This window comes from Anaeromyxobacter terrae (assembly GCF_022690685.1).
Lineage (GTDB): Bacteria > Myxococcota > Myxococcia > Myxococcales > Anaeromyxobacteraceae > Anaeromyxobacter > Anaeromyxobacter terrae.
Window position 1 is genome coordinate 15255 of record NZ_JALCYY010000051.1, and the last position, 20382, is coordinate 35636.

Below are 20382 nucleotides of genomic sequence, written 5' to 3' on the forward strand. Positions count from 1 at the left end.
GCGTGAGGCGCTACCTCGTGCGCGCGATCGCGAAGGAGCTGCGCGCGTCGCGGGCGCTGTTCATCCTCGCGGTCGCCGGGGTGGCCCTCGGCGTCGGCTCGGTGCTCTCGATCCAGATCCTGAACCGGAGCGCGCTCGGGGCGTTCGCCGGCTCCGTCCGCGCCCTCTCCGGCGAGGCCGACCTCTCGGTGCTGGGCTGGGCCGGGTTCCTCGACGAGCGGCTCCTCGACGAGGTGCTGTCCGTGCGCGGGGTGGCCGCCGCGATCCCGCTCTGGCGCGCGGAGGCGGCCGTGGATGGCCGCACGGACGCGAGCCTGGAGCTCGTCGGCGCCGATCTCCTCCAGGCCGCGGTGCGCGCGCCGTGGCGGCTGCCGGAGGGCGGTCTCGGCGACGCGCTCACGCGGCGGGGCTGGGTGGCCGTGACGCCGGCCCTCGCGGCGGAGATGGGCTGGCGCGTGGGCGATCGGATCCCGGTGTCGCTCGGCTCGCGCCGCGCGACGCTCGTCGTCGGCGCGCTCGTGGACCTCCAGCGCATCGCGCCGCTCGCGAGCCGGCGGCTCGCGGTGATGGACATCGCGCAGGCGCAGGCGCTCCTCGGCGAGCGCGGGCGCATCCACCAGCTCGACGTGCGGGCGGCGGAGGGGGTCTCGCTCGCGGAGCTCCGCGCGCGGCTCGAGGCGCGGCTCGGCGGGCGCGCGCGGGTGCTCACCCCCGAGCAGCGCACCGCCGAGGCCGAGGGGCTCCTCGCCGCGTTCCGCCTGAACCTCACGGCGCTCTCGCTCGTGTCGCTCCTCGTCGGCGGCTTCCTCGTCTACGCCTCGGTCCGGGCGTCCCTCGCGCGGCGGCGCGAGGAGCTCGGCGTGCTCCGCGCGGTGGGAGCGACCCGCGCGCAGGTGCTCCGGCTCGTGCTCGCCGAGGCCGCGCTCCTCGGGGCCGCCGGCACCGCGGCGGGCATCCCGCTCGGCTGGCTCGCAGCGCGCGCGAACGTCGCGGCCGTGAGCGGCACGATCCGGAACCTCTACCTGCTCGAGGGGATCGAGGCCGTGACCCTCGGCCCCGGGCTCGTCCTGCTCGCGGTCGCCACCGGCGTCGCGGGCGCGGTGGCGGGCGCGCTCGGGCCGGCGATCGACGCGAGCCGGGAGGATCCACGCGCGCTCCTCGCCTCCATCACGCTCGAGGAGCGGGTGCGCGCCCGCTCCGGGCGCACGCTCGCCGCCGGCCTCGCCGCGCTCGCCGCGGCCGCGGCGGCGCACGTCGCGCTGCGAGGCCGCTGGGCGCCCTCCGCGTTCGTGCTCGCGCTCGGGGTCCTCGTCGCCGTCCCGCTCGCCGCGCCCGCCGCGATCCGGCTCCTCGCCCGCGCGGGGCGGCCGCACCGGCTCGGGGTCGCGTACGGCGTCCGCACGCTCGGGGCGAGGCTCGGCTCCTCCGCGGTCGCGGCGGGCGCGCTCGCCGTCGCGGTGGCGATGCTCGCCGGGGTGACGGTCATGGTCGGGAGCTTCCGGGGCTCCGTGGAGCGCTGGCTCGACGCGACGCTCCGGGCCGACGTCTACGTGTCGACCCCCTCCTGGCGCCGCGCGCGCAGCGACGCGACGCTCGCGCCGGAGGTGATCGCGCGCCTGCGGCAGGCGCCGGGGCTCGTCGGCCTCGACCTCCTCCGCCAGGTGCAGGTCCAGGCGGCCGGCCGGCGCATCTCGCTCTCCGGGCTCGACGGCGCGCTGCCCGGAGGCGAGCGGCGCGTCGAGCTCCTCGCCGGAGACCCCGCCGCGGCGATGGCTGCCCTCCGGGGCGGGGCGGCCCTCGTCTCCGAGCCGCTCGCGCGGAAGGCCGGGCTCGCGCCCGGGTCCCGGCTGGCGGTGCGCGGCCCGGGAGGAGAGACCGCGCTGCCGGTCGCGGGCGTCTACCGCGACTACGGCACCGAGGGCGGCGCCGCGCTCGTGGACCTCTCCACCTTCGCGCGCCTGTTCGGGCCGGGCGCGCCGTCGAACGCGGCGCTCTACCTCGCGCCGGGCGCGGACGCGGAGGCGGAGGTCCTCCGGCTCCGCGCGGCGCTGCGCGATCACGCGGTCCAGATCCGCTCGAACCGCACGCTCCGCGGGGAGGTGCTCGCCCTCTTCGAGCAGACGTTCGCGGTGACCCGGCTCCTCCAGGCGATGGGGCTCGTCATCGCGGCGGCCGGGGTGACGCTCTCCCTGCTCGTCCTGGCTCGCGAGCGGCGGGGCGAGCTCGCCCTCTACCGCGCGCTCGGCGCCACGCGGCCGCAGCTCTTCGCGGTGTTCCTCGGCCGCGGCCTCGGCATCGGCCTCGTCGGGCTCGCGCTCGGCGCGGCGGGCGGCGCCGGGCTCGCGCGCGTGCTCGTGGACGTCGTGAACCCGGCGTTCTTCGGGTGGAGCATCGCCCTCCATCCTCCCTGGGGCGCGCTCGGCGGGCAGGCCCTCGCGATCCTCGCCGCCGCCGCGGCGGCGAGCCTCTACCCTGCGCTCACGGCGAGCCGCACCCCGGCCGCGGAGCTCTCTCGCGATGCGCTGTAGCCCCCTCGCCGCGCTCATCGCCGCGACGCTGGCCGCCGCGCCGGCATGGCGCCCGGCCGATCCCGCGCACCGGTGGGAGCTCCCCCGCGATCACTTCGCGCACCCGGATCACCGGAACGAGTGGTGGTACTTCACCGGGACGCTCGCCGCGGTGGATGATCCGGCGCGGCGGCTCGGCTACCAGCTCACCTTCTTCCGCGTCGGGCTCTCCCCGGAGCCCCCCGCGCTCGACTCCGCCTGGGCGGCGAGCCAGGCGGTGATGGGCCACGCGGCCGTCACGGACCTCCGGTCCCGGACGCACCGCTTCTCGGAGGTGCTCTGGCGCGCGTCGCCGCTCCTCGGCGGGTTCGGCGCGCCGCCCGGCCCGGGAGTCGCCTGGGCGCGCGCGCCCGCCGGCACCCCCGGTCGCTGGACGCTGCGGCTCGAGGGCGGCGCGTTCCACCTAGCGATGCGCGACGACGCGCGCGGGATCGCCCTCGACCTCGTGGCTCGCCCGACGAAGCCGCTCGTGCTGCAGGGGCCGAACGGCTACAGCCGCAAGGCCGCGCAGGTTGGCTACGCGAGCCTCTACTCCTCGTACACGCGGCTCGCGACCGAGGGCACGGTGACGGTGGGGTCGGAGACGCTGCGGGTCACCGGCGAGAGCTGGATGGACCAGGAGATCGGGTCGTCGCAGCTCGCGCCCTCGCAGGTCGGCTGGGACTGGTTCAGCCTCCGGCTCGCGGACGGGCGCGATCTCATGCTGTACGTCCTGCGGCGCGCGGACGGGAGCGTGGACTGGCGGAACGGGACGCTCGTCGCGCGCGACGGCGCGGCGCGCTCGCTCGCGCCGCAGGAGTGGAGCGTCTCCGCGCTCTCGACGTGGCGGAGCCCGCGCGGCGTGACGTACCCGGCCGGCTGGAGGATCGACGTGCCGGGCGAGGGGCTCCGCCTCGTCGCGGCGCCGGAGGTCGCGTCTGCGGAGAACCGCTCGACGCTCGCCGGCGGCATCTCGTACTGGGAGGGGCCAGTGCGGCTCACCGGGGCGGACGGGAGCGCCGCGGGCGAGGGGTACGTCGAGCTCACGGGCTACGGCGAAGGCACGCGGCCGCCGCTGTAGCCCGGGAGGCCGCCGGACCCCAGAGGGCGCCGCGCCGGGGGGTGGCACCTCGGTTACCGTCCAGGGATGGCGCAGCCCGACGACCCCTCCGCCACGGGCGCCCTCGCCGCGGCGGGCGCCGACGCCATCGCGGCGAGCTTCGAGGCCTATCACGACGAGCGGGCTCGCATCACCGCCCGGGCGCGCGCCCGGTTCGAGGCGAAGGACTGGGCCGGCGGCCAGGCCGACGCGCGTGAGCGGCTCGATCTCCGCGACTGGCTCGTGAACGCCTGCGTCGGCACGGTGCGGGCCGAGCTCGGGGCGGCGGTGCACGACCACGGCCTCTGGCGGGGCATGAAGGAGCTCTACGAGGCGCGGGTGGCGGCCAGGCCGGATCGGGAGATCGCGCAGTCGTTCTTCAACTCCGTCACTCGCCGCGTGTTCGTGACGGTGGGCGTGGATCCCGCGATCGAGTTCCTGGCGGCCGACGGCCCGGCGGTCAGGGAGGGGCCCGTGCCCGTCTACGGGAGCTTCCGGCGCGAGGTCACCACCGAGGCGCTCCTCCGCACGATCCTCCGCGCGTACGCGTTCTCCGTCCCGTACGAGGACCTCGAGCGGGACGCGCGCATCGCGGCGGTCGAGCTCGACGCGCACCTGCGCGAGCTCGACGACGGCCAGCCGATCGAGACGGTCGAGCTCGCGAAGGCCGTCTTCTACCGCGGGAAGGGCGCCTACCTCGTCGGGCGGCTCCGGCGCGGACGGTTCACGACCCCGCTCGTGCTGGCCCTCGTGCACGGCGCTCGCGGCGTGGTCCTGGACGCGATCCTCTTCACGGCCGAGGACATCTCGATCGTGTTCAGCTTCACGCGCTCGTACTTCCACGTCGAGGTGGAGCGGCCGCGGGAGCTCGTGGCGTTCCTGTCCACGCTCATCCCGCTGAAGCGGGTCTCGGAGCTCTACATCGCGCTCGGCTTCAACAAGCACGGCAAGACCGAGCTGTACCGGGAGATCGCGCGCCACATCGCCGAGACCGGCGAGTCGTTCGTCCCGGCGCGAGGGGACAAGGGGCTCGTGATGAGCGTGTTCACGCTGCCGGGCCTCGACGTCGTCTTCAAGGTCATCAAGGACGAGTTCAAGCCGCCCAAGCAGACGACGCGCCGCGAGGTGATGGACAAGTACCGGCACGTGTTCCGCCACGACCGCGCCGGCCGGCTCGTGGACGCGCAGGAGTACGAGCACCTCGCGTTCCCCGCCGATCGCTTCTCGCCGGAGGTGCTGCGCGAGCTCCGGGAGGAGTGCGCCGGCAGCGTCGAGATCGGGCCGCGCGAGGTCGCGGTGCGGCACCTGTACGCCGAGCGGCGCGTGACCCCGCTGAACCTCTTCATCCGCGAGGCGGACGAGTGGACCGCGCGGCAGGCGGTGCTCGACTTCGGCCGCGCCCTGAAGGACCTCTCCGCGACGAACACCTTCCCGGGCGACCTGCTCCTCAAGAACTTCGGCGTGACGCGGCACGGGCGCGTGATCTTCTACGACTACGACGAGCTCACGCGCGTGACGGACTGCGTGTTCCGCGACCTGCCGACCGCGTCGGGCGACGACGAGGAGATGAGCGGCGAGCCCTGGTTCTACGTGGGGGAGGACGACATCTTCCCGGAGGAGCTGCTCCCGTTTCTAGGCCTCACCGGGCGGCTCCGGGAGGTCTTCCTCCACGCCCACGGGGACCTGCTCACCGGGCGCTACTGGCGCGGCATCCAGGAGCGGATCCGGGAGGGGGAGATCGTCGACATCTACCCGTACCGCGAGGAGCAGCGGCTCGTGCACGGGTACGCGTAGCGGGGATCGAACCGGGCGGAAAGCGCCATCAGTTCGCAGGCGCCCGCTCCCCCTGGCGCGTCGCCACGATGGCGCGGTCGATGGCGTCGCCCGTGCAGAACCAGGAGAAGAGCCCCCCGGCGCGGCGCGCCGACTCGAGCGCCGGCAGGGCCGCGGGATCGCGCAGCTCGCCGAGGAGCTCCGCCGCCGCCCGGCGCGAGCCGCAGCTCTCTGCGCCGGCGAGGAGCCTCCGGGCGTTCTCGCGGAGCGCCGGGTCCTCGCGGAGCGCGGGCCGGGCGGCGAGCGCGACGCGGTAGCGCCGCAGGCACTCGCCGCTCGCGCCGCGGGCGCAGGCGACGTCGCCGCGGAGCTTCTCCACGAGCGGGTCGCCGGGCCGGACCCTCGCGGCCTGGTCGAGCTTCGCGCGCGCATCCGCCAGCCGGCCGCTCGCGACGAGCGAGGCGACGTCGCCCGCGAGCGACGCCTCGCTCCGCGGCAGGTACAGCGCGGCGAGCGCGAGGGCGGCCAGCGCGACGAGGGCGGCGCGGCGGGGCGAGGCGAGGAGGGCGCGGGCCAGGGAGGACGCGCGGGTGAGCGCGAGGAGGATGGCGGGAGGCGAAGGGGGAGGGGTCGCGGTCGCGGTCGGGGTCGCGGTCGGGGTCGGGGTCGGGGTCGCGGTCGCGGTCGGGGTCGCGGTCGGGGTCGGGGTCGCGGTCGGGGAGGCGGTCGGGGTCGCGGTCGGGGTCGAGGTCGAGATCGAGGTCGCGGTCGGGGTCGGGGTCGTCGCGGTCGGCGTCGGGGTCGGGATCGGGGTCGAGGTCGGGGTCGGGGTCGGGGTCGGGGTCGAGCCCTGGGCCGGGATCGCGTTCGAAATCGGGACCGCGTGCGCGCTCGCCGTCACCTCCCCGAGCCGCTGGGTGGCCTGCGCGACCCGGACCTCCTCGGCGATCTCCGCCGCGGACGCCCGCCTCCATGCGCTGCGGGCGAGCCCGCGGGTCACGGCCGCCGTGAGCCCCGCGGGGAGATCCGGACGAAGCACGCCGAGCGGGACGGGATCCTCGTGGAGCACGCGGCGGATGGTCTCGAGCGGCGCGTCCGCGGGGAAGGGAGGGCGCCGGGCGAGGAGCGCGTAGGTCATCGCGGCGAGCGCGAACGTGTCGCCGCGGCGGGACGGCGGGCCGCCGCGAAGGAGCTCGGGGGCGGCGAAGCCGAGCGCGGTCGCGGCGGCGGGGTCCTCGACGTCGGGATGGAACGGCAGCTCGCCGTCGATGAGCATCACCGACCCGTCCGCCGCGACCACCACGTTGCCGGGGTGGAGCCGTCCGTGGACGCGGCCGCGAACGTGCAGCGCGAGGACGGCGCGCGCGAGCGTCCCGGCGAGGTCGAGCGCGGTGGCGCCCACCGGCGGCGCGGCGAGGACCTCCGCGAGCGTCCGCCCGGGCGCGAAGGGCCGGAGGAGGTGCGCGGCGCCCTCGTGCTCCAGCACCGCCGCCGCGGCGCCGGCGCACGCGCGCGCCCGGCGCTCGAGCTCTCCTCTCCCGACGCCCGCGCGGCGGAGCACGGCGAGCGTGCCGGCCGACTCCGTCCGCACGAGCAGCGTGCGCCCGGGGCGCAGCACCGAGACGAGGGCGTGGCCGGGAATGACGAGGCCGGGCGTTCGTACCGCCCCGCCGCTGCTCGCCGTGCTCGCCTCGCGCGTGGGAGTCATCGCCGGCCGCTCACGGGAAGAGCAGCGCCGCGGTGAGCGCTGCCTCGAGCCGGGTGTACACGTCCGCCACCCGCTCAGCGCGCGCCTCGCCGCCGAGCCGGAGCCGCTCGCCCACCCGCTGCGTGAACGCGAGCCGCGCGTCGCCCCCGGCGCGGACGCCGCCGCCCGCGCCGCCCACGACCTGCAGCGCCGGCCCGGCGTCGAGCGAGAGCCAGCCGCGCGCGCCCGCGTCGCGGGTCACGACGAGGCGAGGAGAAGCCGAGAGGAAGAGCCGCGGTGAGAACACGCCCGGCGACGGATCGAGCGGGTCGCCCGTCGCGGAGAGATCGCGGGCGTGGTGGAGCGCGTCCGCCGAGAGGCCGGCCGCGATCGTGAAGCCGCGGGCCCGTGTGAGCGCTCGATCGACGCGCGCGCCCAGCGCCGACGCGAAGACGGGCGAGATCCCCTCGGCGGAGATGGACCCGGCGCGTGCGGTCAGCTCGATCCGAGTGCCGGCGCCGCGCGCGAGGCGCAGCTCCACGAGGTTGTCGCTCGCCGCGCCCGCGCGAGCGTCCCCGACGCGCTCGCCCGCGTAGGCGCGGAAGGAGTCGAGGCGCGCCGCGCGGCGCACGCCGAGGGCGCCGCGGCCGGCCTCCGTGGCGCGCGGGAGGGCGATCGCGCCCGACAGGGCGGCGCCCCCCCGGCGGACGCCGTCGAGCGCGCCCTGGAGCTCGAGGCGCGTTCCAGGCGCCGGCCGCCACTCGCCCTGGACCGTGACGTTCGCCCCCGACGCCTCGGCGCCGGCCTCGCCGCGCGCGACGGCGAACCCCGCCTCGACCGCGCTCGAGGTGAACGGCGTCGGCTCGGCGGCGCCGGACACGAAGGCGCCCACGCGCGAGAGCGCCGCGCCGCCCGGCTGGGCCAGCACCCGCGCGCCGGCTCCCGCGGACGGCTCGCGCCCGACCCGGAGCGAGCGCTCCAGCGCCGCGACGTCCGGGCGCGCCCGGCCATACCGCTCGGCGAGCTCCCCGTGCGCGAGGGCGCGATCGGCGTCGCCGTTCCAGGCGTAGGCGTGCGCGAGGCCGCGGTGCGCCTCCGCGTCATCGGGCGCCTCGGCGAGCACGGTCTCGTAGACCGCGATGGCGGCCTTGCTCGTCTCCCTGCGCGCGCCGAGCACGCGCGCGAGCCCGACCCGGGCACGCCGCGAGCGCGGGCGCTCGCGCAGCACCGCCTCGTACTCCCGGCGGGCGGCGTCCGCCGAGGCGGGATCGGCGGCGAGCACGTCGGCGTACTCGAGCCTCGCCTCGGCGGAGGAGCGGAGCGCGAGCGCGCGCGCGTACTCGCCGCGGGCCTCGTCGCGCCGACCCGCGCGGGCGAGCGCGCGGGCGCGGCCGAGCCGCAGGTCGGGATCGCCGGGGTTTCGCTCGACGAGCGCGGCGTAGCGCTCCGCCGCCTCTCCCGCCCGGCGCGGATCCTCGGCGGTGATGCGGGCGAGCTCGCGCGAGGCGCGCTCGTCCCCCGGGCTCGCGGCGAGGCGCCGCTCGAGCTCGCGGACCGCCTCGTCGCGGTGCCGCCGGTCCCAGAGGAGGAGCTTCAGCCACTCGTCGCGGAGCGCCGCGTCGTCCGGCGTGGCCGCGAGGAGGGTGCCGTACTCGGCGAGCGCGTCGTCGAGCGTGGCGCGGTCACGGCCGAGGAGCCGCGCGAGCTCGCGGCGGCGGGCGGGATCGTCCCGCCACGCGAGGCCCATGCGCAGGTACCTCACCGCGTCCTTCGACCGGTACGCGTAGCGGGACCACTGGAGCAGCCGCGCCTGCTCGAACGCGAGCTGCCAGTCGTCGGGGAAGCGCCCGAGGTGGCGGTCGAGCTCGGCGACCGCGCGGTCCGTCTCGCCGTTCCGGAGCAGCGCCCAGCAGAGGTTGCGCGAGGCCTCGCGGCCGTTCGGGTTCAGCTCGAGCGCCTTCCGCCACGCCTCGATCGCGGCGCCGTAGTTCTCGATCTGCATGTTCGCGCGGCCGCGCGACAGGTACCAGGACTCGGCGAGGCCGGCGCGGGCCGCCGGCGCGAGCGCGAGCGCGACCGCGACGACGGCGGCGCGGAGGGAGCGGGACATTCGGATCTCTCTCGGGTCTTTGCGAGGGCTCTCTAGGCGGCAAGGTACTCACGCGCCTCGCCGCCCGGGAGCGGCGCAGGCAGGTAGGCGAGCCCTGCGCGCCACACGCCCGGGAGCACCCGGCGCGCGTGCGCGACGCGCGCCCAGCGCACGCCCTCGCGCAGCACGATGGGGAGCGCGTCGGAGGGCGGCCGCCCGAGGAAGAGCGCGCCGAGCCCACCCGGCGAGGTGTCGAGCACGACGCCGCGGACCCGCCGGGAGGCGCCCACCCACGCGAGCCCGCGCAGCGCCCCGTGGCGGGGCGTGAGGCGACGGCGCGCGCGGAGCGGAAGGAACGCGCGGGCGATCCCGGCGAGGAGCTGGAGCGCCATCGCGACCTGGCTGCGGGTCCGCCCGTCGTGGGCACCCGCGAACGCCTCCTCGGAGGAGAAGGCGATCCGCGCGAGCGCGCGCCGCGCCTCCGCGGGGAGCCCCTCGAAGGCGAGGCCGGCCCGGACCGCGCCCTGCACCTCCTCGCGCCACGCGACGCGGGCGCGCACGCGCAGGGGCTCTCGCGTCCCGAAGGAGAGCTCGACGGCGGCGGGGAGCGCGGCGCCCGCGGGCAGGCGGAGCCCCGCCCCGGTGGTGGAGAGATCCACCGTCTCGGCGGAGAGCGCGAGCTCGGGCGCCTCGACGCGCACGGGTACGCGCCGCCGCACGCGCTCGTCCTCGCGGCGCTGCGGCCGCTCCCACGCGACGAGGAGCGCAGCGAGCACGGCGGCGAGGTTCGCGCCCGCCCAGAACAGGTTGAACGCGTACGCCTCGACCTCGATCCCGAACGCCACGAGCTCGAACGCGCCCTTCCCGAGCGCGACCGCGGCGAGCGCCGCGGCGGCGATCGTGAGCCGCGACGACGACGCGTCGAACCGCCGCCGGTTCGAGACGATCCCCTTCGGCGTCACCTTGAACCCGAGGCTCTTCGGGAGGAGGAGGTCGAGCGTCGCGCGCGCGAGCGGGAAGGCGACCGCGGCCTCGTAGACGGTGCCCCACAGGAGCCGCGGCCAGCCGGGGAGGAGCGCGTTCGCGGCGAGCGTGGAGAGCAAGAGGTGCGGGACGAGGTACGCGAGGAGGACGGGGAGGTCCGCGAAGAGGGGGTGGAGGTGGAAGAGCAGGTACCAGAGCGGCGTCAGGAAGAACGCCACCCGCGCGAGCGGGAAGAAGAAGTACCAGAGCGAGGCGAAGTAGCCGACGCGGTGCCGGAGCGGGAGGCCGCGCTCGAGCAGCGGGTTGTCCTTGAAGAAGATCTGCAGGCACCCGAGCATCCAGCGACGCCGCTGCACGAGGTAGCTCTGCACGTTCTCGGCGGAGAGCCCGACGGCGAGGTCCTCGTCGACGAACGCCGAGCGCCAGCCCTTCGCGTGGAGCTTCTGGCTCGTGTGGATGTCCTCGGTGATCGAGAGCAGGTTGAAGCCGCCCACCGAGGCGATGGCGGCGCGCCGGAACACCGCGCCCGAGCCGACGAAGAACGCGCCGCCCCAGCGATCGCGGCCCGCCTGGATGGCGTGGTTGAAGAGGTCGGCCTCGTTCGGGACGGCGGGGCCGGTCCCGAAGGCGCGCTGGAAGACGTCCGGGTTGTAGAAGTGATGCGGCGTCTGGACGACGCCCATGCCCGCGTCGCGGAAGTGCGGGACCGTGCGCTCCAGGAACGCCGCGCTCGGCACGTGGTCGGTGTCGAACACCACGACGAGGTCGCCCGCGGTGAGCGAGAGGGCGTTGTTGAGGTTGCCGGCCTTGGCGTGCCGCTTCGGGCCGGCGATGTAGCGCGCGCCGTGCTCGGCGGCCAGCCGCGCGACCGCCTCGCGGTGCGAGTCGTCGCAGACGTGGACCGTCTTCCTCGGGTAGCGCATCGCTGCGCAGGCGGCGAGCGTCTTGTCGAGGATCTCGAGGGACTCGGAGTAGATGGGGACGAACACGTCGACCGAGGGGACCTCCTCGCCCGGCGCGAGCGGCGCGGGTGGCTCGCGCCGGCGCCGCGAGACGCCCACCTGCACGACGAGGAAGAGGACGGTCGAGAACGCGTACGCCTCGGCGGCGAGCAGGGACAGGCTGATGACCGGCCCGAGCGGCTCGATGAAGTTCAGCGTCTCCCGGGCGCGCCAGCCGAGGTAGCGCGCGGAGATCGCGACCGCGAGCGCGACGAGGCCCGCGCGCGCCCAGGTGAAGCGCCGCGCGAGCGGCGCGAGCGCGAGGGCGGCGAGCACCGGGAGGAGCGGGAAGCGCTCCTCGAACGGGCTCCAGTCGATCCCGAGCAGGAACGCGAGCGGCTCGTCGAACCGGCGCGCGACGCCGAGCTCGAGCGCGCGGCCGAGCCAGAGCCAGTTGTGCAGGTAGTAGGGGGTCTCCTCGCCCGCGAGCGCGCGCTCGAAGAGCGCGTCGAGCTTCCCGTGACGCAGCTCGGAGGCGAGCGCCGGGTCCTCCACCGCAGCGAGCGCCGCGACCGACGCCATGTGCGGCTGGCCGTCGAGCTCCGACAGGGCGCGGCCCCCCGTGGTGTAGCGATCGCGGAGCCGCCCCTCGGCGCGGATGGCCTCGCGCGGGAACGCGAGCATGCGGGCGCGCAGGTCCGCCTCGCCGCGCCGCCCGAACCAGCGCGCGTCGAGCGCGACGCGCCAGAAGATCGGCACGGCGTCGTAGCCGAAGACCTGGGGCGCGCCGCCGCCGGGCTTCTCGAGGAGCAGCGCACCCGACCGCGGATCCACCCAGATCCGCTCCGGCGGCAGCACGAGGCCCTTGTCGAAGTAGAGGAAGCGGAGGACCTCGTAGCTCCCGCGCACGAGCTCCTTCCACGGGTGGGCCGGGTCGACCTCGGCGAAGACCTCGTAGGCGTACGGGGCGAGGTAGGCGACGTGGATGGTCGGGTAGCGCTCTCGCGGCGCCCAGTTCCCGCCGGTGGGCAGGAACCGGCCGCCCGCCTGGATCACCTCGCGTTCCCAGACGTCGGCGAGGAGGCGCCGCGCCTCCTCGAGGTAGCGCGCCTCGCCGAAGCGGCGCGAGGCGAGCACGAGCGCGAGGGCGCTGTCCTGATCCGCGTCGGTCGCGGCGTTCCGGTCCTCGACGCCGTCCTTCCACTTCCAGGCGAGGAGCCGATCGTCGCGGACCTGGAGGTTCTCGCGCGTCCAGCGCCAAACCTCCTCGAAGGTGGCGCGGTCGCCGGCCCAGACCGCGCGGAGGAGCGCGTACGACTGCCCCTCGGACGTCGTGATGCCGCCCTCGTCACGCGCCACGACGCGGCCGTGGTCCACGTGCGCGTAGCGGTAGAAGCTCCAGAGGGCGGAGAGCTCGTCGCGCTCGCGGGCCCGCGCGTCGTTCGCGCGCCCCGCGTCGCCGTGGCCACAGGCCAGGAGGGCCGAGACGGGGAGGAGGGCGATCCAGGCGAGGGCTCGCATGAGCGACTGGAGGGTGGGGGCGGGCGAGCGCCCGAGGAAGCACCCGCCCGGATCACGGACGAGCGGGGCGCCGAACGGGGGACGTCAGCGCGGGCGCGGGCTCGCGATCGACCGGTCCGAACCCGGGCCCCGCCGGGAACGCGGCCGGGACCGCGATCCTCAGCGCCGCCGGACCGCCGCCACCACGTTGGGCACCGGCCAGGGCTCCCTGTTCTCGGCCTGCGGCAGGTGCTCGAACCCGCCCACCCACTCGTGCTCGCTCCCGCCGCCGCGCACGTAGAGCTGGGCCTCTGGGCCGCCCTCGACGTACATCGCCTGGCGCAGATCGATGGGGAGCGCGAGGAGCGCGTTCACGAGGTCGTAGACCGGCCACGGCGTCCGCGCGTGGATGAAGAGGACGCGCCCCTTCCCGTCCACGCCGATCGCCGCCGCCGAGAACCGGCGCTGCGAGGGCTCCCACACGTTCTTCCGCTCGCACGAGACGAGCCGGATCGACTGCACGAGCGTGCCGTACGCCCTCGCCACGGTCTCGAGATCGTCGCAGTCGCGGTCGATCATCCGGACCGGCGCGGCGCCGCGGGCGAGCGGGTCGAACGCGAGCACCGAGCGGTCCTTGGACACGCGCCGCTGGTTCACGTGGTCGCGCGTGCGCATGAGCGACACGCTCGTGCGGTAGTCCTGCTGGTACATGCTCGCGTTGATCGCGGCGACCGCCCCGGCGCGCGCGGCCCACGCGCGCGCGCTGCGCAGGGCGCCCTCGCCGGGTGCGGAGGCGTTGAGCAGCTTGAGCTCGAAGCGGGCCGGGTCGATGCGGACGATCGCGATGGGGCGGGCGCCGGCCTCGGCGGCCGGGCCGTCGAACTGGCCGAGCTCGAGGCCGGGCTCGAGCGCCCGGAAGCCGCCATGGGCCGCGTCGCTGGCGCGGGGAGCGGGCGCCGGCGCCGCCGCGTGCGCGGGCGGCGCCGAGAGCGCGAGGAGCAGGGCAGCCGCCGCCGGGAGGCGCATCGGTCCATTGTCGGGCCCGTTCGTGACGGTGACAAGACCGGGGAGAGTGCGAGATTCCCGCCATGCCCCATCCCCTCGCAGGCAAGCCCGCCCCGAAGGACCTGCTCGTGGACGTCCCGGACCTCCTCCGCCGCTACGCCGCGGAGCGGCCGGACCCCGCGAATCCGGCCGAGCGCGTCGCGTTCGGCACCTCCGGCCACCGCGGCTCGTCCCTGCGCAAGAGCTTCAACGAGGCCCACATCCTCGCCGTGGCGCAGGCCGTGTGCGAGCTCCGCGCCCGCGCTGGCGTGACCGGGCCGCTCTTCCTCGGCCGCGACACGCACGCGCTCTCCGAGCCGGCGGAGCGCACCGCGCTCGAGGTGCTCGCCGCGAACGGGGTGGAGGTGGTGATCTCCGAGGGCGGCGCGCCGGTCCCGACCCCGGTCATCTCGCACGCGATCCTCGGGCACAACCGCGGGCGGGCCGGCGGCCTCGCCGACGGGATCGTGATCACCCCCTCCCACAACCCGCCCGAGGATGGCGGCATCAAGTACAACCCGCCCGACGGCGGACCCGCCGACACGGCGGTCACCGCGGCGATCGAGGCGCGCGCGAACGCGCTCCTCGCGTCCGGGAACGCGGGGGTGAAGCGGATCGCCTACGAGGCGGCGCGCCGCGCCGCGAGCGTGCACGTGCGCGACTACGTCCGGCCGTACGTCGAGGACCTCCGCGCCGCGCTGGACCTCGACGCCGCGCGCGGGGTTCCCCTGCGCGTCGGCGTCGATCCGCTGGGCGGCTCGAACGCGCACTACTGGGGCGCCATCGCGGCGGAGTACGGCCTCGACCTGACCGTGGTGAACCCCGTCGTCGATCCGACCTTCGGGTTCATGCCGCTCGACCACGACGGCAAGATCCGGATGGACTGCTCGTCGCCGTTCGCGATGGCGAACCTCGTCGCGATGAAGGACCGGTTCGATCTCGCCTTCGGGAACGACGCCGACTCCGACCGGCACGGCATCGTCACGCCCGGCTCCGGGCTCATGAACCCGAACCACTACCTCGCCGTCGCGATCGACTACCTGTTCCGGAACCGCCCGGGCTGGTCGCCCGCTGCCGGGATCGGGAAGACCCTCGTCTCGTCCGCGCTCATCGATCGGGTCGCGGCGCGGCTCGGGCGGCGGCTCGTGGAGGTGCCCGTCGGGTTCAAGTGGTTCGTGCCTGGCCTCCTCGACGGGTCCATCGGCTTCGGCGGCGAGGAGAGCGCGGGCGCGTCGTTCCTGCGCCGCGACGGCACGACCTGGACGACCGACAAGGACGGGATCGTGATGGACCTCCTCGCCGTCGAGCTGCGCGCCCGCACCGGCAGGGATCCGGGCGAGCTCTACCGCGCCCTCGCGGCGGACCTCGGGGCGCCGGTCTACGCGCGCGTGGACGCCGCCGCGACGCCGGCCGAGAAGGCGATCCTGAAGAAGCTCGCCCCGGAGGCGGTGAAGGCGACGACGCTCGCCGGCGAGCCCATCGTGGCGCGGCTCACGCGCGCGCCCGGGAACGGCGCCGACATCGGCGGGCTCAAGGTGGTCGCCGACAACGGCTGGTTCGCGGCGCGCCCATCCGGCACGGAGGACGTCTACAAGATCTACGCGGAGAGCTTCCGCGACGAGGCGCACCTCGCGCGCATCCTCGACGAGGCGAAGGCCATCGTCGCGGCGGCGCTGAAGGGTGTCTGATGATCTCACCGGGGGCTGCGCGCCCCGCCCCGCCGAGCAGAGCTCGTCGGGCCCCACCCCTGCTCGCCGGGTCCCGTGCGCCGGCCGCGTGGCGGCTTCGCCGCGAACGCGTCGGCGCCCCGGCGGGCTCGCTTCGCTCACCTGTTCGTTCGCGACCATGATCGTTTTAGCTCGCCGCGAGGTCCGGGCGGGCGGTGACGAGGAACGCGCCCTCCGGCGCGGGGCGCACCTCGTACACCGCCGCGAACCCCTCCGTCGCCTCCGGCGGCTCGAGCCGCCTCGCCGTGGCGAAGATCGCGACCTTCGGCACCTGCGCCCGCCCGCTGCGTCCCGCGTTGCGCGCGAGCGAGGCGCGCACGTCCGGCGGGAACCAGTACAGCACCGGGCGCATGCCGAGCGCGCGCGCGAGCTCCACCAGGACGGCGCGATCCTCGCGCCGTGGGTTCGTGTCGTCGATGACGACCGGCAGACCCGCGGCCGCCGCAGCCTGGACGAGCTCGCGCTGCCTGCGGCCCTTGTCCCGGGCGCTCCGGAAGAGATCCTTCGACACGTGCGCGTGCGTCGCGGCGAAGCGGGCGCGGTGAAAGCTCGACTTGCCGGCGCCCTGCAGGCCGGCGAGGACGACGAGGTCCGGTCGGTCCATGCGCCTCCGGGCGCGGCACGATGAGGAGCGGCTGCACGCGCGCCGCCCGGCGGTCATAATCCGCCCGGACCCTTCTCGCGAGGTGAGGCATGCACGTCCTCGTCGCAGGCTGCGGCTGGCTCGGGACGGCGCTCGCGCGCCGGCTCGTCGAGCGAGGCGATCGCGTGACCGGAATACGCCGCGATCCGGGCCGCGCCGAGGCGCTGCGCGCGCTCCGGGTGGAGCCGCTCGCGGTCGATCTCGCCGTCCGCGGCGCCGCGGCGCGGCTCCCGGACGTGGACGCGATCGTCGCCTGCCAGGCCGCCGGAGCGGACGGAGCCCTCGCGTACCGCGCGGCGTACGTGGAGGCGAACCGCGCCCTCCTCGCCGCCGCCGCTCGGGGGGGCGCGCGCGCCTTCGTCTACACCGGCTCGACGGGCGTGTTCGGGCAGCGCGACGGGTCGGACGTCGACGAGGCGACGCCGCCCGCGCCCGCGAGCCCGGGCGCCGAGGTGCTCGTCGAGGCGGAGGCGCTCGTGCGCGGCGCGTCCACCGGGACGCTCCGGACGGCCGTGGTCCGCCTCTCCGGGCTCTACGGGCCCGGCCGGGCCGGAGTCCTCGACCGCGTGCGCAGCGGGCGGCTCGCGCTCGGGCCGGGCGACGACGCGTGGATGAACTTCTGCCACCGCGACGACGCGATCGCCTTCGTCCTCGCGGCCCTCGAGCGTGGCGCGCCCGGGGCCGTCTACCACGGCAGCGACGCCGAGCCCGCGCGGCGCCGAGACGTCGTCTCGTGGATCTCGGGCCGGCTCGGGATCCCGCCGCCCGTCTCGGAGGCCCCGGCCGGCGGCCCCAGCCGCCGCATCCTGTCCGAGCGCACCCGCGCCGCGCTCGACGTCACGCTCGCGTATCCGTCCTTTCGCGACGGGCTGGCGCCGCTCCTCCAGGGCGACGGATAGCGCGCGCCCGGCGGACTGCCGACCCGCGGCTCAGCGCGTCGGTCGGAGCGCCGCGGCCACGGCGGCGGCCGCCGCCGCGAGCTCCGGCTCCGGCCGCATGTCCTCCGGCTGCCCCTCGAAGCAGCGGCGGCCGCGCAGTCGGTCCGGCGTCTCGGCGAAGCGCGGGACGAGGTGCAGGTGGAAGTGCCGGAGCACGTCGCCGATGGCGAACGCGTACACGTGCTCCGCCCCGAGCGCCTCGCGCTGCGCAGCCATGACGCGCGCGGCGAGCGGCCCGATGGCAGCGAGCTCGTCCTGGGGGAGGTCGTACCAGGCGCGCGCGTGGCGCTCGCTCGTCAGGACGAGCCAGCCTCGGAGCGGCGATGGGTCCGCGAGGGCGTGCAGGACGAACCCTCCCTCGCGCCGCAGGATGCCGCCGGGAACCCTGTGAAGGCCGCGCGCGATCGCGCAGCCGATGCACTGTTCGTCAACCATGGGCCTCCGTGGCGCTTCGTCGCAGCATCGCGCCGCGTCCCGGAGCGTACACTTACAGCAAATACCGGTTGGAGTGAGCCCGTCAGCGGCACAGCGTGAAAGGCGCCGTTATACCGGGACCTGTACCGATTCGCGCATCGGTCTGTCCCGTCGGGGGCTACCGTCCTCGCGGGGTAGCCCCCAAGTTGCGCGCTTTCGAACGACTTTTTCCGCGCGGGCCCCCGGCCCGGGAATCGACCGGCCGCATGCCTGTTCCGAACGAGACCAGGAGCACCCAGGTGGAACCGAATCCGACCCCGCTCACCCAGCTCATCCGCTCCGAGACGACCGTGGCCGGTCACCGGAATCTCTACTGCCTTCACTACGACGCCTGCCTCGACGTCGCCGTGAAGCTCGACTGGGACAGCTGGTCCTGCGAGAAGTGCCCGCTGTTCAAGCTGCACGAGGAACCGCGCTCGTTCGCGGGGATGTTCGCGAACGACCGGCGCGGCGGGGGCCAGCCGCACTGACTCGTGGGCGGCGCGCGCCTGCCCGGGTGTCGCGCGGCCCAGCCCGGATCAGGCGCCTGGGGCGGCGTGCGCGCGCTGGCGCGCCGAGCGGCGCGCTCGTAGGATCCGCGCCCCATGAGACCCACCCCGTTCGTCCCGCTCCTCTCCGCGTGTCTCCTGGCCGGCGCGCCCGCGCGCGCGGCCACTCCCGCGGCGGCGCCAGAGCCGCGCGCCGTGGTCGTCGCGCCCTCGGCGCCCGCGAAGCCCAGCGCCGCCGACGCGAAGGCCTTCGTCGACGGCGTCAACTCCGAGCTGAAGCGGCTCTGGATCCGCTCCTCGACCGCCGACTGGATCAAGGCCACCTACATCACCGACGACACCGAGCGGAACGCCGCCGCCCTCAACGAGGACGTGATGGCGTACCTGTCCGGCGCGATCGCGGCGTCCGTGCGGTTCGACGGCGTCGACGTCGACGCGGACACCGCGCGCATGCTGCACCTGCTCAAGGTGGCCACCTCGCTGCCCGCGCCGAGCGATCCGGCGCGCCGCCGCGAGCTCGCCGAGATCGCCGCCAAGCTCGAGGGCATCTACGGCAAGGGCAAGTGGTGCGGCACGCCGGTGCCGGGCAAGCCGGCGCCCCGCTGCCGCGATCTGCAGGAGCTCGAGGAGGTCCTCGCGAAGAGCCACAGCTATCCCGAGCTGCTCGACGCCTGGACCGGCTGGCACACGATCTCCCGCGAGATGCGGCCGCTCTACACGCGCCTCGTCACGCTCGGCAACGAGGGCTCGAAGGAGATCGGCTTCCGCGATCTCGGCGACCTCTGGCGCGCCGACTACGACATGCCGCCCGCCGAGTTCGAGGCGGACGTCGACCGGCTCTGGACGGAGGTGAAGCCGCTCTACGACGAGCTGCACTGCTTCGTCCGGGCCCGGCTCCAGAAGCTCTACGGGAAGGACAAGGTCCCGGACGGCAAGCCCATCCCGGCGCACCTGCTCGGGAACATGTGGGCGCAGGACTGGTCGAACCTCTACCCGCTCGTCGAGCCGTACAAGGGCGCGGGGAGCCTCGACGTGGACGCGGCGCTGAAGCGCCAGAAGTACGATCCGGTCCGGATGGTGAAGCTCGGCGAGGCGTTCTTCTCGTCGCTCGGTCTCGCCCCGCTCCCGGCGACGTTCTGGCAGCGCTCGCAGCTCGTGAAGCCCAAGGACCGCGAGGTGGTGTGCCACGCGAGCGCGTGGGACGTGACCTACGACGCCGACCTGCGCGTCAAGATGTGCATCCGGCCGACCGAGGAGGATCTCGTCACGATCCACCACGAGCTCGGGCACAACTACTACCAGCGCGCCTACGTGCACCTGCCGGTGCTCTACCAGGACAGCGCGAACGACGGGTTCCACGAGGCGCTCGGCGACGCGATCGCCCTCTCGGTGACTCCCGGCTACCTGAAGCAGGTGGGGCTCGTCCCGTCGGTCGCGAAGGACGACCACGGCGTCATCAACTTCCAGATGAAGAAGGCCCTCGAGAAGGTCTCGTTCCTGCCGTTCGGGCGCCTCATCGACCAGTGGCGCTGGGACGTGTTCAGCGGGAAGATCGCGCCTGACCGCTACAACGCCGCGTGGTGGGACCTGCGCCGCAAGTTCCAGGGGGTCGACGCGCCGGTGGCCCGGACCGAGGACGACTTCGACCCGGGCGCGAAGTACCACGTCCCGGCGAACGTGCCGTACACGCGCTACTTCCTCGCGCACGTGTACCAGTTCCAGTTCCACAAGGCGCTCTGCGAGGCGGCCGGGTGGAAGGGCCCCCTGCACGAGTGCTCGATCTACGGCTCGAAGGACGCGGGGAAGCGGCTCCAGGCGATGATGGAGCTCGGCGCCTCGAAGCCTTGGCCGGAGGCGATGGCGGCCCTGACCGGCACGAAGAAGGCGGACGCTTCCGCGCTGCTCGAGTACTTCGCGCCGCTGCGCGCGTGGCTCCGCGCGCAGAACGCGGGCCAGCAGTGCGGCTGGTGAGCGCGGGCCGCTGAGGTCAGGGGAAGGCGACGAAGCGCCCCGGCGGCTCCTGGCCGCCGGGGCGCCGTCGTCTCGGATGCCCGTTCGTCAGATGTCCCGGCCGACGTCGTCGCTCGGATGGCGCTCGTCCTCGCGCTTGACCTCTTCCTTGAGGTCGCCGACGCCCTTGCGGATCTGGCCCTTCTTCTCCTCGAGCCACCCCTCGCCCTGGGTCGAGCGATCCTTCGTGGCGCCGCCGATGCGCTGCTTCACGTCGCCCTTGATCTCCTCGATCTTGCCCTTGATCTGGTCCTTGTTCATCGAACCCTCCCTTTGACGTCAAGGTAGGGTTCGCGGCCGGACGTGGCCCGCGCGAGGGCCCGCGGCGGGGGCGAGGGAGCAGGCGCGCGGCGCGCCGCCCCGGGCCGGCGAACGAGGCTCCGCGCGAAGCCGGGACTGAGGGCGCGCCTCGTGCGGGCGCGCGCGCGTCAGGGCTGCG

14 protein-coding genes are annotated in these 20382 nt (G+C 75.5%); 7 read left to right on the top strand and 7 right to left on the bottom strand.

The features are described from left to right. Positions 1-2: 2 nt before the first annotated feature. From MNY62_RS19345 to aceK, 3 genes are all read left to right on the top strand, one after another. Positions 3-2528, top strand: a complete 2526-nt coding sequence (locus MNY62_RS19345; RefSeq protein WP_242345992.1) for an FtsX-like permease family protein — start codon at positions 3-5, stop codon at positions 2526-2528. Further along, complete coding sequence (locus MNY62_RS19350) at positions 2518-3627, top strand: lipocalin-like domain-containing protein (protein ID WP_242345993.1); 1110 nt, start codon at positions 2518-2520, stop codon at positions 3625-3627. Before MNY62_RS19345 ends, MNY62_RS19350 begins: the two co-directional genes overlap by 11 nt. Positions 3628-3693: 66 nt before the next feature. Further along, positions 3694-5439: a bifunctional isocitrate dehydrogenase kinase/phosphatase gene (gene aceK / locus MNY62_RS19355; protein ID WP_242345994.1), complete on the top strand. Its 1746-nt coding sequence runs from the start codon at positions 3694-3696 to the stop codon at positions 5437-5439. Between the two features lie 28 nt (positions 5440-5467). On the opposite strand, the gene MNY62_RS19360 is transcribed toward aceK, so the two are convergent. The 4 genes from MNY62_RS19360 to MNY62_RS19375 all read right to left on the bottom strand — a co-directional run bounded on the left by MNY62_RS19360 (position 5468) and on the right by MNY62_RS19375 (position 13645). Next, the gene (locus MNY62_RS19360; RefSeq protein ID WP_242345995.1) at positions 5468-7126 is read right to left on the bottom strand and encodes a protein kinase domain-containing protein; all 1659 of its coding nucleotides are present in this window, start codon (positions 7124-7126) and stop codon (positions 5468-5470) included. A gap of 10 nt (positions 7127-7136) precedes the next feature. Beyond that, positions 7137-9215, bottom strand: coding sequence for a tetratricopeptide repeat protein (locus tag MNY62_RS19365; protein ID WP_242345996.1), 2079 nt, complete (start codon positions 9213-9215; stop codon positions 7137-7139). A gap of 32 nt (positions 9216-9247) precedes the next feature. Beyond that, entirely contained in the window at positions 9248-12640 is a 3393-nt protein-coding gene (locus tag MNY62_RS19370) for a glycosyl hydrolase family 8 (protein WP_242345997.1), read from the bottom strand. 159 nt (positions 12641-12799) lie between these two features. Then, a complete protein-coding gene (locus MNY62_RS19375; RefSeq protein ID WP_242345998.1) occupies positions 12800-13645 on the bottom strand; it encodes a phosphodiester glycosidase family protein in 846 nt (281 codons plus the stop codon). A 62-nt stretch (positions 13646-13707) separates the two neighbouring features. Here MNY62_RS19375 and pgm point away from each other — a divergent pair, with 62 nt between their 5' ends. Continuing rightward, positions 13708-15351 carry a phosphoglucomutase (alpha-D-glucose-1,6-bisphosphate-dependent) gene (gene pgm, locus MNY62_RS19380; RefSeq protein WP_242345999.1) on the top strand — a complete coding sequence of 548 codons (1644 nt, stop codon included), beginning with the start codon at positions 13708-13710 and terminating at the stop codon, positions 15349-15351. A 166-nt stretch (positions 15352-15517) separates the two neighbouring features. Here the strand turns inward: pgm and MNY62_RS19385 are convergent, their stop codons facing one another. Next, the gene (locus MNY62_RS19385) at positions 15518-15994 is read right to left on the bottom strand and encodes an AAA family ATPase (RefSeq protein WP_242346000.1); all 477 of its coding nucleotides are present in this window, start codon (positions 15992-15994) and stop codon (positions 15518-15520) included. 89 nt (positions 15995-16083) lie between these two features. On the opposite strand from MNY62_RS19385, the gene MNY62_RS19390 reads away from it, so the two are divergent. Next, the gene (locus tag MNY62_RS19390) at positions 16084-16932 is read left to right on the top strand and encodes an NAD-dependent epimerase/dehydratase family protein (protein ID WP_242346001.1); all 849 of its coding nucleotides are present in this window, start codon (positions 16084-16086) and stop codon (positions 16930-16932) included. Positions 16933-16962: 30 nt separating this feature from the next. On the opposite strand, the gene MNY62_RS19395 is transcribed toward MNY62_RS19390, so the two are convergent. Then, entirely contained in the window at positions 16963-17406 is a 444-nt protein-coding gene (locus tag MNY62_RS19395; RefSeq protein ID WP_242346002.1) for an HIT family protein, read from the bottom strand. 278 nt (positions 17407-17684) lie between these two features. On the opposite strand from MNY62_RS19395, the gene MNY62_RS19400 reads away from it, so the two are divergent. Together MNY62_RS19400 and MNY62_RS19405 are read left to right on the top strand one after the other, a co-directional pair. Then, positions 17685-17915, top strand: coding sequence for a hypothetical protein (locus MNY62_RS19400; RefSeq protein ID WP_242346003.1), 231 nt, complete (start codon positions 17685-17687; stop codon positions 17913-17915). Positions 17916-18029: 114 nt separating this feature from the next. Beyond that, positions 18030-19904 carry a M2 family metallopeptidase gene (locus MNY62_RS19405; protein WP_242346004.1) on the top strand — a complete coding sequence of 625 codons (1875 nt, stop codon included), beginning with the start codon at positions 18030-18032 and terminating at the stop codon, positions 19902-19904. 87 nt (positions 19905-19991) lie between these two features. Here the strand turns inward: MNY62_RS19405 and MNY62_RS19410 are convergent, their stop codons facing one another. Next, on the bottom strand, positions 19992-20204 hold the full coding sequence (locus MNY62_RS19410; protein WP_242346005.1) for a CsbD family protein: 213 nt from the start codon (positions 20202-20204) through the stop codon (positions 19992-19994). Positions 20205-20382 lie beyond the last annotated feature (178 nt).

Bases quoted from the DNA above. Each gene is read 5' to 3' on its own strand.
- MNY62_RS19360 (WP_242345995.1), bottom strand. From the start codon at position 7,126: ATGACTCCCACGCGCGAGGCGAGCACGGCGAGCAGCGGCGGGGCGGTA.
- MNY62_RS19350 (WP_242345993.1), top strand. From the start codon at position 2,518: ATGCGCTGTAGCCCCCTCGCCGCGCTCATCGCCGCGACGCTGGCCGCC.
- MNY62_RS19395 (WP_242346002.1), bottom strand. From the start codon at position 17,406: ATGGTTGACGAACAGTGCATCGGCTGCGCGATCGCGCGCGGCCTTCAC.
- MNY62_RS19405 (WP_242346004.1), top strand. From the start codon at position 18,030: ATGAGACCCACCCCGTTCGTCCCGCTCCTCTCCGCGTGTCTCCTGGCC.
- MNY62_RS19390 (WP_242346001.1), top strand. From the start codon at position 16,084: ATGCACGTCCTCGTCGCAGGCTGCGGCTGGCTCGGGACGGCGCTCGCG.
- aceK (WP_242345994.1), top strand. From the start codon at position 3,694: ATGGCGCAGCCCGACGACCCCTCCGCCACGGGCGCCCTCGCCGCGGCG.
- pgm (WP_242345999.1), top strand. From the start codon at position 13,708: ATGCCCCATCCCCTCGCAGGCAAGCCCGCCCCGAAGGACCTGCTCGTG.
- MNY62_RS19385 (WP_242346000.1), bottom strand. From the start codon at position 15,994: ATGGACCGACCGGACCTCGTCGTCCTCGCCGGCCTGCAGGGCGCCGGC.
- MNY62_RS19410 (WP_242346005.1), bottom strand. From the start codon at position 20,204: ATGAACAAGGACCAGATCAAGGGCAAGATCGAGGAGATCAAGGGCGAC.
- MNY62_RS19365 (WP_242345996.1), bottom strand. From the start codon at position 9,215: ATGTCCCGCTCCCTCCGCGCCGCCGTCGTCGCGGTCGCGCTCGCGCTC.
- MNY62_RS19375 (WP_242345998.1), bottom strand. From the start codon at position 13,645: ATGCGCCTCCCGGCGGCGGCTGCCCTGCTCCTCGCGCTCTCGGCGCCG.
- MNY62_RS19370 (WP_242345997.1), bottom strand. From the start codon at position 12,640: ATGCGAGCCCTCGCCTGGATCGCCCTCCTCCCCGTCTCGGCCCTCCTG.